This window comes from Bradyrhizobium sp. cf659, assembly GCF_900113725.1.
GTDB lineage: Bacteria > Pseudomonadota > Alphaproteobacteria > Rhizobiales > Xanthobacteraceae > Bradyrhizobium.
In genome coordinates, this window is the sequence record NZ_FOQJ01000002.1 from 130,359 (window position 1) to 143,761 (window position 13,403).

The following is a 13,403-nucleotide window of genomic DNA, read 5'->3' on the forward strand; positions in this document are numbered from 1 at the left end:
CTCTTAGGGACACATGATAGTGAACGCAATACGTTGTCCTAAGTGCAGCTTGCCCGCAACTATACGACGGTTTGATTGCAGGGCATGTTGTTGTCCGTCGTTGATGCAAGTTGATCGAAGCTTGTGCATGACACGGGTGATGTGCGTTGATGAGTCATCCACAACTTGTGCAATGAGTCCTGAGAATCGTCGAGGGAACTTGCAGGGATTACACGCGGCGGTTGTTGCGGTCGCGGTCGTGGAGTCATCCCTCAGGCGCGTCCGTTGCGGCCGCCCGATGATCCATCCGAACGGTTGATGCGCTCACGACGGATCGCGGTGGCGGCGATGGGTGTGCATGCGCCGGCAGCGTGACTGCAAGCGCGACCGACTGTTGAAATAGTGAGCAGGGCGAGATCGCGGGCGCGTAGTACGCCGTCTCATCTGCTAGTCGCCCTTGAGCATGTCCCTCAGCTCGCGGAACGGATCGGCGCTCGGCTGAGCCGATGCGTCTTGCCGCATGGCGCTGTAGATCCTCGGAACCAGGTCGATCGCCTGGTCGAGGCCCGAATCACGCCCCGACTGGTATCCGCCCATCAGGCGAAGATCGCGCGTGTCCTCGTATTTGGCGATCATGGTGCGCAGCTTGCTCACCAATTCGCGCTCTTCGGGGTCCCAGACGTTGTGGGCGAGGCGGGAGACCGAGGCCAGAACGTCCACGGCCGGATAGCGCGCCTGGTCGGCGATGTGCCTGGAGAGCACGATATGCCCGTCGAGCGTGCTGCGGATGGTGTCGGCGATCGGCTCGTTGTGATCGTCGCCGTCGACCAGCACGGAGAAGATCCCGGTGATGGTGCCGGATCCCTCCTCGCCGGGGCCGGCGCGCTCCAGAAGGCGCGGCAGGTCGGTGAAGACCGTCGGCGCGTAGCCGCGCGCGACCGCGGGCTCGCCGGCGGCGAGTGCGACCTCGCGGGCGGCGTGGGCGAAACGGGTGATCGAATCGACCATCAGCAGGACCGATTCGCCCCGATCGCGGAAATATTCGGCGACCGCCATAGCCGTCTTCGGCGCCAGGCGCCGCATCATCGGGCTTTCGTCGCCCGTCGATACGATGGTGACTGCACGATTGCGGTTGGCGCCCAGCACGTCCTCGATGAATTCGCGCACCTCGCGGCCGCGTTCGCCGACGAGCGCCAGCACGACGGTGTCGAAGCCCTGGCTGCGGGCGAGCATCGCCAGCAACGTCGATTTGCCGACGCCGGAGCCGGCAAAGATGCCGACGCGCTGGCCGGCACAGATCGGGGCGAACAGGTCGATGACGCGCACGCCGGTGCGCAGCGGCTTGTGGACGCGTGCGCGCTTCATGGCCGAGGGCGCCTCGGCCTCCGCCGAGACGGGGCGCGATCCCGGCGTCAGCGGACCCCGTCCGTCCAGCGGGGCGCCGAGCGCGTTGATGACGCGGCCCTTCCAGCTCGGATCGGGCGCGAAAGACAGTGGCGGCATCCGGTAGGCGACGGAGCCGAGGCCGCCGGCAAACTGCCGGTCGAACGGCTTGGCAATGATGCCCTCGCTGTCGATCCGCACCACCTCGCCGATCTGCGGCTTGCCGCCGGAGTTGACGCCGATGAGTTCACCGAGCCTGACGAAGCGCGACAGGCCGGAGACACGGAAATGCGTCGGCGCGATCTCGGAGATCGCGCCGCTGACGCTTGCCAGGGGAGTGCTCTGCTGAAGCTCCAGCAGCGCCCACTCGAGTTGCCGAAGAGCGTTCAAGGAAACCGTCCACCCTCATTGCGCGCGAGGCGCACTCTACTTGCCGGGCTCGCCCAGCGTCCGGATTGCGTTCTGGAGCGAGCTCTCGGTGCCCTCGATCAATGAATTGGTGCCGTCGAAGGCGCGCGAAGCCGCCATCAGCTTGGTCAATTCCATCATCGGATTGGCGCCGGAGCCCTCGACATAGCCCTGCTTGAAGCCGTCGCGGGCGAAATCGGCGATGGCGGTCGCGGGCCGGTCGGGCGTGACGCCCGAATTGCCGTAGCGCTCGAGATTGGCGTCAGCGGGAATGTTGAACAGGCCGATGGTGCCGATCTCGTTGTTGTCCTGGGTGATCGCGCCGCTGCGGGCGATCGAGACCGGCCCGCCGTTCGGATCGAGCGTGATCTGCGCGCCGCCGGCATCGATGACCGGGAAGCCGGCCACCGTCTGAAGGTCGCCGTTGGCGGCGATCTGGAGGCGGCCGTCACGGGTATAGACGGTGCCGTTCGGGCCGGCGAACGCGAGCCAGCCCTGTCCGACCACGGCGACGTCGAGCGGATTGCCGCTCTCGGTGATGCTGCCGGTCTCGCGCGAGATGATGTTGTCGCCGGGCGAGGAGAACGCGACCGGGTTCGCGCCGGCCTTGGACAGCACGGTCTCGAACTTCACGACGTCGGTGCGGAATGCCGCCGTGTTGACGTTGGCGACGTTGTTGGCGATCGTCTGGAGGCGCTTTTCGAGGGCGACCTGCGCCGACAATCCCACATAGAGAGCCGATTGCATGATTTACCTGTTGAACCGGATGTTCTGAAGCGTCGCGAGCATGTCGGTATCCAAGCCGGCCGACGTCGCCGCGCCGCCGATCAGGACCAGCGCGGGATTGGTCGAGCTGTCGCTCTGGGCCTGGGTCGCATCCCACATTGCCGCGAAGCGCTGCACGAATTTGGTGACCTTGGTCGGGTCCTGGAAATCGGTGAGGTCGATCTTGTCCGTGATCATCTTGGCCTGGGCATCGATGTCGGACGAGCTGATCGTCGACGACCAGCCCATTGCGGTCTGGACCACCTGCGTCAGCGCCTTGTCGGCGAGGATCTGGTAGGCATTCGTGATCGTGGACGCCTTGCGGGTGAAATAGAGCGCCAGCCGCAGGCCCTCGTTCTGGTCGCCGGCCTTCTGCTCCATCGTCTGCGTGACGTATTGGGTGGCCGTGCCGGTCGTGGCTGCGGTGGTCGAGGTCGCGTTGGCGCCGAGGGCGGCGAAATTGAAGGCGGTGGCGAATTCCCGGTAGCGGGTGTCGGTGAGCTTGTTGGCGAAGGCGTCCTTGTCGGTGACCCCCTCGGTCAGCACCTTGCGCATGAACGCCTTGGCGTAGGCCATGTCGCTGAGGCCATAGGCCTTCATCGCATAGCTGTAGAGGCGATAGTCCTTCAGGAAGTCGTCGATCGTCTTCACGTTGCCGATATGGCTGAGGAAGTAATCGGTCTCGCGGCTGACATCCGGCTGCTTCGCGACCTGCGTCATCGACTTGCCCAGGTCCTGGGTCAATCTGGTGTAGTCCGCGATGGTGGATAGCATGACCCGCGCCCCTTTGGCCGCAATTGCGACATCGTCCCAAGCTGCCGCCAGTTGCTTGCGCGGGGCTGGCGATGCGGGAAGCCAGCCTCGCGCAAGCGTCGCCGACTAGATATTCCCGGTGGGATCGGCGATGGAGTTGCGCGTTGCTCAGTTTCGTGGGGATTTTCATCACGGTGGCGGCGCTGCTCGGCGGATTTGCCGCCATGGGCGGGCATTTGGCCGTGCTCATGCAGCCGTGGGAGTTCGTGATCATCATGGGCACCGCGGTCGGCACCTTCATCGTGGCCAATCCGTGGAAGACGGTCGTGGATACCGGGGTCGCCTGCATGCAGGCCATCACCGGCGCGGTGCCGGGGCAGCGCTACTATCTCGACCTGCTCGGGGCGCTGCATGCCCTGATGCGCGAGCTGCGGGGCAAGGGCCGCAACGAGGTCGAGGCGCATATCGACGATCCCGCGTCCTCCGAGATCTTCAAGGCGTTCCCGAGCGTGCTCGGTGACCCGTCGCTGCTCCAGTTCATCTGCGACTATGTCCGTCTCATCATCATGGGCAATGCGCGCACGCACGAGATCGAGGCGCTGATGGACGAGGAGATCCACACCATCGTGAAGGGCAAGCTGGCGCCCTACCATTCGCTGGTGACGGTCTCCGAGGCGCTGCCGGCGCTCGGCATCGTCGCCGCGGTGCTCGGCGTCATCAAGGCAATGGGCGCGCTCGACCAGTCGCCGAAGCTGCTGGGCGGCTTCATCGGCGCCGCCCTGGTCGGCACCTTCGCCGGCATCTTCCTGTCCTACGGCATCATTTCGCCCTTCGCGATCAAGATCAAGATGACGCGCGAGAAGAAGTGCCGGCCCTACATCATCGTCAAGCAGACACTGCTGGCATTCATGAACGGCGCCATGCCGCAGATCGCGGTCGAGCACGGCCGCAAGATGATCTCGAGCAGCGAGCGTCCCTCGATCGACGTCGTCGAGAACGAGACGATCGCGGGTCCGAAGGCCGTCGTGGCCGACGCTGAACCGAAGGCGGCGCGCGCATGACGATGGAAGACGTCGAAATCGATCAGAGGAAGCAGCTGCCGAACTACCTGCTGGACGCTGCCGGTATATCGATTGAACGCATGCCGATGCTCAATGTGATCTTCGATCGCATGGCGGCATCCTGCACCGACAGCCTCCAGCCGATGGCGGGAACGCCCTGCTATTTCTCGGTCAACGGCATCACCAATGATCGGGTCGGCGACATCATCAAGGACTACGAGGCGAATGCAGTCGCCGCCGTGCTCTATGCCGAGCAGTGGGACTCCCGCATCATCATCATGCTCGACCGCGACTTCGTGTTCACGATGGTCGAGGCGATGTTCGGCTCCGATGGCGCCGAACCGCCGCTCGACGTCGAGCGTTCGTTCTCGAACATCGAGATCCGCCTGGTCCAGGCCCTGTTCGATCGCTTCGCCAAGGCGCTGCAATCCGCCTTCGCCGGCACCTCCAACGTCACCTTCCGTGTCGAGCGGGTCGAAACCGCGATGGCCTCGCTGGCGATCGGGCGGAGCGGCAACATGTCGATTTGCGCGAACATCATGTTGCAGGCGCTCTATCGCGGCGGCCAGATGTTCCTCATCATTCCGCACTCCGCGCTCAACCCGCTGCGCCAGAAGCTCGCCCATGTCGTCGTCAGCGACGGCCGTGCGTCCGATCCGCGCTGGCGCGAGCAGATGGAGAGCGAGGTCCACCGCACCGAAGTGACGTTGAGCGCGGTGCTCGACGAGAAGATGGTGACCCTCGGCGACGTCGTGAAGTTCCAGGTCGGGCAGGTGCTCGAGCTCGAAGCCACGCCGCGTACGCTGGCCCGCCTCGAAAGCAACAACCAGGTGCTGTTCTGGTGTCAGATCGGCCAGCTCGATGGCTATTACGCCATGCAGGTGGCAGATCCCGTGGATCAGAAACGGGAGTTCGTCGATGATATCCTATCTCGTTGATGCGGTGCTGCTGATTGCGCTTGCCTTCACCAGCATGCGGGTGACGCGGATGCACCGCGAGCTGGCGCGGTTGCGCAGCTACCAGGGCGAATTCTCGACCATCGTCCACGAGACGGCGGGCGCCTTCGACACGGTCATCACCGCTGCGCACGATTCGACCGCAAATCTCGGACGGCTCGCCAACGTGCTGAGCGCGAAGATCGACCAGGCCAATGAGGCGATCGCGGCACTCGACGCCAGGAGTGGACTTGCGTCCGCAGCGACCGCAGGCGGCGCCGACGTGAACAAGCATTGAAGCCGGGGCCGGCGAACCAGATACGACCGGAACGCCGCGGCGCTCCGGGAGCGGAAATACCAAGAGGCGATACCAAATGGCGCAATCCTTCGACTATGAGTCTGCATCTGCATCGGGAGAGACCGAGACGTCTCCGCTGGAGCGGCTGGCCGAGATCGCCGCGCGCACGGCGGAGGAGAGCGGCAAGTTCGCCAATGTCGATGCCATCCTGCGCATTCCCGTCACCATGCAGGTGGTGCTGGGTTCGGCGACCATCCCGGTGGCGAACCTGATGAAGCTCGGGCGCGGCGCGGTGGTTCCGCTCGATCACCGGGTCGGCGAGCCCGTCGACGTCGTCGTCAACGGCCGTATCGTCGCCCGCGGCGAAGTGGTCGTCGTCGAAGAGGACAATTCCCGCTTCGGTGTCTCGCTCACGGAGATCGTTGGTCCGCTGGGGCAGGGTGATACCTGACCATGGCGGCACAGGTCGGCATCGCTCCCATCAAGCAGCGAGGCGTTGCCACGCTGGGCGGAACGGAAAAGGTCGCGGCGCTCCTGCTGGCCATGGGTCGGCAGGCGGCCGCGAGCGTGCTCGCGCAGTTCGAGCCGCAGGATATCCGCATCGTCACCAAGGCCGCGGCCGAACTGCGGCCGATCACCGCGCAGGAGCTGGAGGCAATCGTCGAGGAGTTCGCCCAGCAGTTCTCGATGGGCGCCAACATTCTCGGTACGCTCGGCGGCCTCGAGGCCGTGCTTGGCGACGTGCTTCCCGCCGACCAGGTCTCGCAGATCATGTCGGACCTGCTTGGCAATTCGAGCCGGTCGGTGTGGGACCGCGTCTCTTCGGTGTCGGAAAACTCGCTCGCGAGCTACCTCTCCAAGGAGCATCCGCAGACCGCGGCCCTCATCCTGTCCAAGGTCAAGCCGGCCTGCGCCGCCAAGGTCATGAGCCAGTTGCCATCGAGCCTGCGCAACGAGCTGATGCGGCGCGTGCTCAGCCTCAAGCCGATCGCCGACGATGCCATGAGGGTCCTCGAGAAGACGCTGCACGAGGATCTGACGCTGAACTTCGCCCGCAACCTCGGTGCGGACACCTATGCCCGCGTCGCCGACATCATCAACAAGATGGAGCGCGGCCACATCGAGGACATGCTGAAGAGCCTGTCGGAGAAGCGGCCGAAGTCGGCCGAAGTGCTGAAGGAGCTGCTGTTCACCTTCGACGACGTGATCCACCTGACGCCGAAGGCGCGCACCATGATCTTCGATCAGGTGCCGACCGATCGCATCGTCGTCGCACTGAAGGGGACCGACAAGAACTTCCGCGAGCTGATCCTGTCCTCGGTCGCATCGCGCGTCCGCCGCGTCGTCGAGCACGAGCTCGCCATCGGCGAGCCGTCGAACCAGCGCGACGTGCTGGAGGCGCGGCGCGTGATTACCGATCTCGCGCTCGACCTCGCGGAGAAGGGCGAAATCGAGCTCAACCCCGAGCAGGAGGATGAGCTGGTCTTCCGCTGACCGCTGAACGGGCATGGCAGAAACATTCGATCAGGAGAGCAAGACAGAAGAGCCGACCGAGAAGAAAGTCCGTGATGCGCTCGAAGAGGGCAAAATTCCGGTCTCTCGGGAGGCGTCCATCTTCGCGTCGATGGCGGCGCTGATGGTGATCCAGATGTTCCTGATCAGTCAGGGCGTGCAGCAATTGACGCCGACCCTGAAGAACCTCCTCGACGATCCCGAGGGCTTCCCGCTCAGCACCGGGGCGGACGCGCAGAACCTCCTCACCGTGGTGGGCCTCGAGGCGCTGCGATTCCTGGTGCCGCTGGTGGTCGTCCTGCTCGTGTTCGGGCTGGCATCGTCGCTGCTGCAAAACGCGCCCAGCCTGGTGCTCCAGCGCATCATGCCGGACCTGTCGCGAATCTCCCCGATCAGCGGCTGGAACCGGCTGTTCGGAACGCAGGGGCTCGTCGAGTTCGCCAAGTCGCTGTTCAAGCTCGCCTCGGTGACCGCCGTCGTTGCCTTCGTGCTGCGCTCGTCCGAAGCAAGGGCGTTCGAGGCGATGTACACCGATCCGGTCGCGCTGCCGGAGATGATTCTCAGCATCGCGATGCGGATCGTCTCGGCGATCTGCATCGCGACCATTGTCCTGGTCGCGATCGATCTCGCCTGGGCGCGCTTCCACTGGCGGCGCCAGCTGCGCATGACCCGGCAGGAAATCAAGGACGAGCACAAGCAGGCCGAAGGCGACCCGCTGATCAAGGCGCGCCTGCGCTCGCTGGCGCGCGACCGCTCGCGTCAGCGGATGATCGCCTCCGCATCGCGAGCGACGCTGGTGATCGCGAACCCGACGCACTTTGCGATCGCGCTGCGTTACAACCGCGAGGAAAACCCGGCGCCGCTCGTGGTGGCCAAGGGCATGGACGTGATCGCGCTGAAGATCCGCGAAGTCGCCGAGCAGAACAGAATCCCCGTGATCGAGAACAAGGCGCTGGCGCGCGCGCTCTACGAGGCCGTTCAGGTCGATCAGGTGATTCCGGCCGAGTTCTTCCGGCCCGTCGCGGAGATCATCTACTTCCTCCAGTCGAAGCAAACGACGCGGCCCGAGAAGGTCCAGTAGATTTCCGAGGATGGTGCTTCGCGCAACAGCTTGACGAAAGCTTAACGCCCTAGGGTTCTCCTCGAATGGACCAGAATGGGACTGCCGTGGGACCGCTTTATCTCTTCGAACTCGCATCATCGCAGGCGCGCTGGCTCGAGCTTCGTCAGTCGACCATCGCCACCAATGTCGCCAATGCCAACACGCCGGGCTTCAAGGCGCGCGACGTCGAGCCGTTCAACAAGGTGCTCGACGGAATGCCGGTCCGGCTCGCGACGACGTCGCCGACGCACATGCAGCTTTCCCCGGCCGAGACCGACACGCGCGCGACCGCCAAGAAGGACAGCTGGGAAGTGGTCCACTCCGGCAATTCCGTCAGCCTCGAGCAGGAAATGATCAAGGGTAGCGACGTCAACCGCGACTACTCGATGAACTCGGCGGTCGTGCGGTCGTTCCACCGCATGCTGCTGTCGAGCACGAAGACCTGAGGTGAATTGACATGCTGGACTCACTGAGCGCCTCCCTGACGGTCGCGAGTTCAGGGCTCGAAGCGCAGTCGACGCGCATGCGCATCGTCTCGGAAAACCTCGCCAACGCGACGTCGACGGGACGGACCGCCGGCGCCGATCCGTATCAGCGCAAGACGATCACCTTCGACGCCGCGCTGGACCGCGCCTCGGGCGCGCAGCTCGCGAAAGTCAAGGAGGTCGGCGTCGACACCACGCCGTACCGCGTCGAGTACGATCCGGGGCATCCCGCCGCCGACAAGTCCGGCTACGTCAAGCTGCCGAACGTCAACATGATGATCGAGATGGCCGACATGCGGGAAGTCAACCGGTCCTATGAAGCCAATCTCCAGGTCGTGAAACAGGTGCGGTCGATGCTGGGCATGACCATCGACCTTCTGAGGAGCTGACAATGCTTGAGGCAATTTCGTCCACGGCGATCTCCGCAGGCCAGGCGGCGAGCCGCGTAACCGAGACGCAGGCGATCTCGCCCGCGGCGCCGACCGCGATCCAGTCCGGCGGCGACGTCGGCTTCGATTCGGTGATGAAGCAGGTGACATCGGACGCGATCGGCACGCTGAAGGCGGGCGAGGCGGCGTCGATCTCGGCGATGCAGGGCAAGGAATCGACGCGGCGCGTCGTCGAGGCGCTGATGTCGGCCGAGCAGGCCTTGCAGACCGCGGTCGCGGTTCGCGACAAGGTCGTGCAGGCCTACCAAGAAGTCGTTCGTATGTCGATTTGATCTGAAGGAGTCACATTGTGAAATCGCTTGCCATTGCGGCCACGGGCATGAATGCCCAGCAGACCAATATCGAAGTCATCGCCAACAACATCGCCAACATCAACTCGACGTCGTACAAGCGGGCGCGCGCGGAGTTCACCGATCTGTTCTACCAGATGGACCGCATGCAGGGCGTCGCGAACGTCAACGGCTCGTCGCCGATCCCGGAAGGCGCCAATCTCGGCCTCGGCGTCAAGTCCGCGGCGATCCGCAAGCTGCACATCCAGGGCGCGCTCACCCAGACCGGCAATCCCTACGACCTCGCGATCAACGGCCGCGGCTGGTTCCAGGTGCTGGGTCCGAACAACGAGGTGCAATACACCCGCGCGGGTTCGTTCAACACCAACGCCAACAGTCAACTCGTCACCACCGACGGCTACCTGCTGGATCCCGCAATCACGGTCCCGCAGGGGACGGTCGAGGTCACGGTCAACCAGACCGGACAGGTGTTCGCCAAGCTGGACACGGAAGTGAACGCGCGGCAGATCGGCCAGCTCAACCTCGCCAACTTCGCCAACGAGGCGGGCCTCGAGCCGCTGGGCAGCAATCTCTATCGCGAGACCACGGCGTCCGGCACGCCGGTCGTCGGATTGCCGGGCGATGCCGGCTACGGCAAGATCAACCAGCGCTATCTCGAAGCCTCGAACGTCGATCCCGTCAAGGAAATCACCGAGCTGATATCGGCGCAGCGCGCCTACGAAATGAACGCCAAGGTCATTCAGGCCTCGGATGAAATGGCCTCGACCGTATCGAAGGGCCTTCGCTAGTTCCGGTGTGTCCATGTTGAACAGGGTGGGCCTGATCGTGCGCGGGTTGGCCGCCGTGCTGCTGGTTCTCGTCTCGGCGCGCGTCGCTGTGGCCGAGGAGAAGCGGCTTCCCGTGCCGGCCGTGTCGATCCGCGCCGGCGAGCTGATCCGGGACGACATGATCACGGAGCGCGCCTTCGCGCCGAACCTGCTCGGCGTCGCCATGTTCATCGAAGGACGACAGGTCCTGGTCGGCCGCATGGCCCGGCGCGCGCTGCTGCCGGGCCAGCCCATCCCGACCAACTCTGTGGAAGATCCCTGGACCGTCGCCCGCGGCGCCATGGTCAAGGTCGTCGTCGAAGACAGCGGCCTGTCGATCGTCACCTACGGCTCGGCGATGCAGTCGGGCGCCGCCGGCGCGCTGATTCCAGTACGAAACACCGACACCGGCGTGATCATCAGGGGCGTCGTCCAGCCGGACGGCACCGTCAAAGTCGTGGACGGATCATGACCAGGCTCCTGCTTGCGCTCGTCCTTATCGTTTCCGCCGCCAGCGCCCAGGCCGCCGTCCGCATCAAGGACATCGCGGACATCAAGGGATTGCGCGAAAACCAGATCGTCGGCTATGGCCTCGTCATCGGTCTGAACGGCACCGGCGACACGCTTCGCAATGCTCCGTTCACGGAGCAGTCCCTGCAATCGATGCTCGAGAACATGGGCATCAATGTCAGGAACGAGACCACGAGCACCACCAACCCCGCGCGTCCGACCACCCTGCGCACGCGCAACGTCGCGGCCGTGATGGTGACCGCGGACCTGCAACCTTCGATCGGGGCGGGCGAGCGGATGGACGTGACGGTGTCGTCGCTCGGCGATGCGACCTCGCTGCTCGGCGGCACGCTGGTGATGACGTCGCTGCGCGCGGCGGACGGCGCGGTCTATGCGGTGGCACAAGGCGCGGTCACGGTCGCCGGCTACAGCGTGGGGGGGCAGGCGCAGAACGTCAGCCAGGGCACCCCCACCGCGGGCCGCATTCCGAACGGCGCGCTGGTCGAGCGTGAGGTGCAGGGAAGCCTCCATGAGATGGAATTCTTGGTGCTGGAGCTCAAGAACCCGGACTTCGTCACCGCAACGCGCATCCTCGACGCGATCAACCGCTTCGCCGGCGGCCGCTATCGCGCGCAGATCGCCTTCGAGCGCGACTACCGCACCATCGTCTTGTCGAAGCCGCGCCATATCGGTCCGGTCCGCTTCCTCGCCGAAATCGGCGAGCTGACGGTCGAGCCGGACACGCCGGCGCGGGTGGTGATCAACGAGCGCACCGGCACGGTGGTGATCGGACGGGACGTGCGGATATCGACGGTTGCGGTGACGCACGGCAATCTGACGGTCCGCGTCACGGAGATGCCCGTGGTGTCGCAGCCGGCGCCGTTCTCGCGCGGGCAGACCGTGGTCGTTCCGCAGACCGTGGTCGAGGCCAACGAGGCCGGATCGCAGGTGGCGATCCTGAGCGGCGTCGATCTCCAGCGCCTGGTGCGCGGGCTGAACCAGATCGGCCTCAAGCCATCAGGCATCATCGCGATCCTCCAGGCGATCAAGACGGCCGGCGCGCTCCAGGCCGATGTCATCGTCCAATGACGCATAAGCGTCGTGCAAGCTTGGTCGCTCAATGCTGAGGTCTCGACCGAGAATCGCACGCGGCCCGATGCTGAAGCTGGATCACAAAGCCAAACTCCTCCTCCTGGTCGCGGCCGCGGCGCTCGCGGGCGCCTCGCCCGTGCTGGCGCTGGACGAGGACAAGTCGTCGAAGCCGCTCAACCTGCTCTCCTTCGCGCGCGCGCGGGCGCCCGGACCGCAGAAGCCGCGTACGCCGATCCCGGGCGACAACGCGTCCATGCGGGCGACGGCGTGGGCGGCCGAAGATACCGGACCGGCGACCACCGGCGCGGTGCCGGCTTCCGAGACGGCTGCACCGGCAGCGGCGCCGGCGCCTACACCCGCGCCCGTACGTCCGGCCAAGCCCGGCAGTGTCACGGCGCCGCCAAAGCCTGCACCGCCGCAGGCCGCCGCGAACGCGGACAACGAGATCGCCCTGTTCTGCAGCAACGTGGCTGATCCCGCCGTCGATGCGAGATTGGCCTGGCAGCTCAAGGAGCTGGAGAAGGCCGAGAACCAGCTCCGCGAGCGCATCGCCGAGGTCGAGGCCAAACGCGCCGAATACGAGAAGTGGATGGCGCTGCGCGACGACTTCCTGAAGAAGGCCGAGGCGCAGGTCGTCGAGATCTATTCGCGCATGAAGCCGGATGCCGCCGCCACCCAGATCGCCGGCATGGCGGACGAGACCGCCGCCGCCGTGCTCGCCAAGCTCAGCCCGAGGAGCTCGAGCGCGATCTTCAACGAGATGGATACGGCGCGCGCCGCGCACCTCGCCGACCTGCTCGGCGGAATGCGCCGCGTGGATGACGGAAAGACCAAATAGATGAAGAATCTGATCCTCATCCTGCCGCTCTTGATGCTTGCCGGATGCGTCGGTGATCCGGCGGAAGTCCTGACCGGTCCGCGTTTGTCGCCGGTCGGGAGCGGCCTGAGGACGCAGGCCGACCCGATCCCGGTGACGCCGCGCATGCGCACGCCGGTCAGCTATCGCTCGACCTGGGACGACGGCACTGATCTCTACCGCGATCCCCGTGCCAGGCGCACCGGCGACGTCGTGACGGTGATCATCTCGATGCAGGACAAGGCCAAGCTCGACAACAAGACCGACCGCTCGCGCGATTCGCAGATCAAGTTCGGGCTCGACTGGCTGATGGACGTCGCAGGATGGGCCGACAAGGGCCAGGCCACCGCCAACCTCAGCACCAACACCCAGATCAAGGGCAACGGCCAGATCGACCGCACCGAGGACATCAAGCTGTCCATCGCCGCGATCGTCACCGACGTGTTGCCGAACGGCAATATGATGATCAGCGGCTCGCAGGAATTCCGCGTCAACACCGAGATGCGCGTGCTCAATGTCGGCGGCATCGTGCGTCCGCGCGATATCTCGCGAACCAACACGATCTCCTACGAGAAGATCGCGGAGGCGCGCGTATCCTACGGTGGTCGCGGAAATCTGTCGGACGTGCAGCAGCCTGGATGGGGACATCGGATCTATGACGCCGTGGCACCGTTCTGAGGTTCGCGCCGGCCGGGCCGCGTCGCAAGGGCAGGGGACGT

General features: G+C 65.2%; 17 protein-coding genes. 14 read left to right on the top strand and 3 right to left on the bottom strand.

The window, feature by feature from the left end; translation table 11 throughout:
• Positions 1 to 426: 426 nt before the first annotated feature.
• Genes fliI through BM118_RS09700 form a run of 3 tightly spaced genes read right to left on the bottom strand, consistent with a single transcriptional unit; the run spans position 427 to position 3,309 of the window.
• Positions 427 to 1,752, bottom strand: coding sequence for a flagellar protein export ATPase FliI (fliI, locus tag BM118_RS09690; protein ID WP_092184631.1), 1,326 nt, complete (start codon positions 1,750 to 1,752; stop codon positions 427 to 429).
• A gap of 36 nt (positions 1,753 to 1,788) precedes the next feature.
• A complete protein-coding gene (gene flgF, locus BM118_RS09695; protein WP_092184633.1) occupies positions 1,789 to 2,517 on the bottom strand; it encodes a flagellar basal-body rod protein FlgF in 729 nt (242 codons plus the stop codon).
• Between the two features lie 3 nt (positions 2,518 to 2,520).
• Positions 2,521 to 3,309 (bottom strand): DUF1217 domain-containing protein, encoded by a 789-nt coding sequence (locus tag BM118_RS09700; protein WP_177234165.1) that lies wholly within the window; start codon positions 3,307 to 3,309, stop codon positions 2,521 to 2,523.
• 143 nt (positions 3,310 to 3,452) lie between these two features.
• On the opposite strand from BM118_RS09700, the gene motA reads away from it, so the two are divergent.
• The 14 genes from motA to flgH all read left to right on the top strand — a co-directional run bounded on the left by motA (position 3,453) and on the right by flgH (position 13,362).
• Positions 3,453 to 4,349 carry a flagellar motor stator protein MotA gene (gene motA / locus BM118_RS09705; protein ID WP_028175216.1) on the top strand — a complete coding sequence of 299 codons (897 nt, stop codon included), beginning with the start codon at positions 3,453 to 3,455 and terminating at the stop codon, positions 4,347 to 4,349.
• Positions 4,346 to 5,287 carry a flagellar motor switch protein FliM gene (locus tag BM118_RS09710; protein ID WP_092184637.1) on the top strand — a complete coding sequence of 314 codons (942 nt, stop codon included), beginning with the start codon at positions 4,346 to 4,348 and terminating at the stop codon, positions 5,285 to 5,287. The genes motA and BM118_RS09710 overlap by 4 nt, the downstream gene beginning before the upstream one ends.
• Positions 5,268 to 5,582: a hypothetical protein gene (locus tag BM118_RS09715; RefSeq protein WP_092184639.1), complete on the top strand. Its 315-nt coding sequence runs from the start codon at positions 5,268 to 5,270 to the stop codon at positions 5,580 to 5,582. Before BM118_RS09710 ends, BM118_RS09715 begins: the two co-directional genes overlap by 20 nt.
• A 76-nt stretch (positions 5,583 to 5,658) precedes the next feature.
• On the top strand, positions 5,659 to 6,033 hold the full coding sequence (fliN, locus tag BM118_RS09720) for a flagellar motor switch protein FliN (RefSeq protein ID WP_092184641.1): 375 nt from the start codon (positions 5,659 to 5,661) through the stop codon (positions 6,031 to 6,033).
• A 2-nt stretch (positions 6,034 to 6,035) separates the two neighbouring features.
• Positions 6,036 to 7,076 (top strand): flagellar motor switch protein FliG, encoded by a 1,041-nt coding sequence (locus BM118_RS09725; RefSeq protein WP_092184643.1) that lies wholly within the window; start codon positions 6,036 to 6,038, stop codon positions 7,074 to 7,076.
• A gap of 13 nt (positions 7,077 to 7,089) precedes the next feature.
• Entirely contained in the window at positions 7,090 to 8,175 is a 1,086-nt protein-coding gene (flhB, locus tag BM118_RS09730; protein WP_092184645.1) for a flagellar biosynthesis protein FlhB, read from the top strand.
• A gap of 65 nt (positions 8,176 to 8,240) precedes the next feature.
• Positions 8,241 to 8,642 carry a flagellar basal body rod protein FlgB gene (gene flgB, locus BM118_RS09735; RefSeq protein ID WP_092184647.1) on the top strand — a complete coding sequence of 134 codons (402 nt, stop codon included), beginning with the start codon at positions 8,241 to 8,243 and terminating at the stop codon, positions 8,640 to 8,642.
• An 11-nt stretch (positions 8,643 to 8,653) separates the two neighbouring features.
• On the top strand, positions 8,654 to 9,070 hold the full coding sequence (gene flgC, locus BM118_RS09740) for a flagellar basal body rod protein FlgC (protein ID WP_027546108.1): 417 nt from the start codon (positions 8,654 to 8,656) through the stop codon (positions 9,068 to 9,070).
• Positions 9,071 to 9,072: 2 nt separating this feature from the next.
• The gene (locus BM118_RS09745) at positions 9,073 to 9,402 is read left to right on the top strand and encodes a flagellar hook-basal body complex protein FliE (RefSeq protein WP_092184649.1); all 330 of its coding nucleotides are present in this window, start codon (positions 9,073 to 9,075) and stop codon (positions 9,400 to 9,402) included.
• A gap of 17 nt (positions 9,403 to 9,419) precedes the next feature.
• Positions 9,420 to 10,208, top strand: a complete 789-nt coding sequence (gene flgG, locus BM118_RS09750) for a flagellar basal-body rod protein FlgG (protein ID WP_092184651.1) — start codon at positions 9,420 to 9,422, stop codon at positions 10,206 to 10,208.
• A gap of 13 nt (positions 10,209 to 10,221) precedes the next feature.
• Entirely contained in the window at positions 10,222 to 10,698 is a 477-nt protein-coding gene (gene flgA, locus BM118_RS09755; protein WP_177234166.1) for a flagellar basal body P-ring formation chaperone FlgA, read from the top strand.
• Complete coding sequence (gene flgI / locus BM118_RS09760; RefSeq protein WP_092184655.1) at positions 10,695 to 11,825, top strand: flagellar basal body P-ring protein FlgI; 1,131 nt, start codon at positions 10,695 to 10,697, stop codon at positions 11,823 to 11,825. Before flgA ends, flgI begins: the two co-directional genes overlap by 4 nt.
• A 67-nt stretch (positions 11,826 to 11,892) precedes the next feature.
• Complete coding sequence (locus BM118_RS09765) at positions 11,893 to 12,666, top strand: MotE family protein (protein ID WP_177234167.1); 774 nt, start codon at positions 11,893 to 11,895, stop codon at positions 12,664 to 12,666.
• Entirely contained in the window at positions 12,667 to 13,362 is a 696-nt protein-coding gene (flgH, locus tag BM118_RS09770; RefSeq protein WP_092184659.1) for a flagellar basal body L-ring protein FlgH, read from the top strand. It abuts the gene before it with no gap.
• The last annotated feature ends 41 nt before the right edge of the window (positions 13,363 to 13,403 follow it).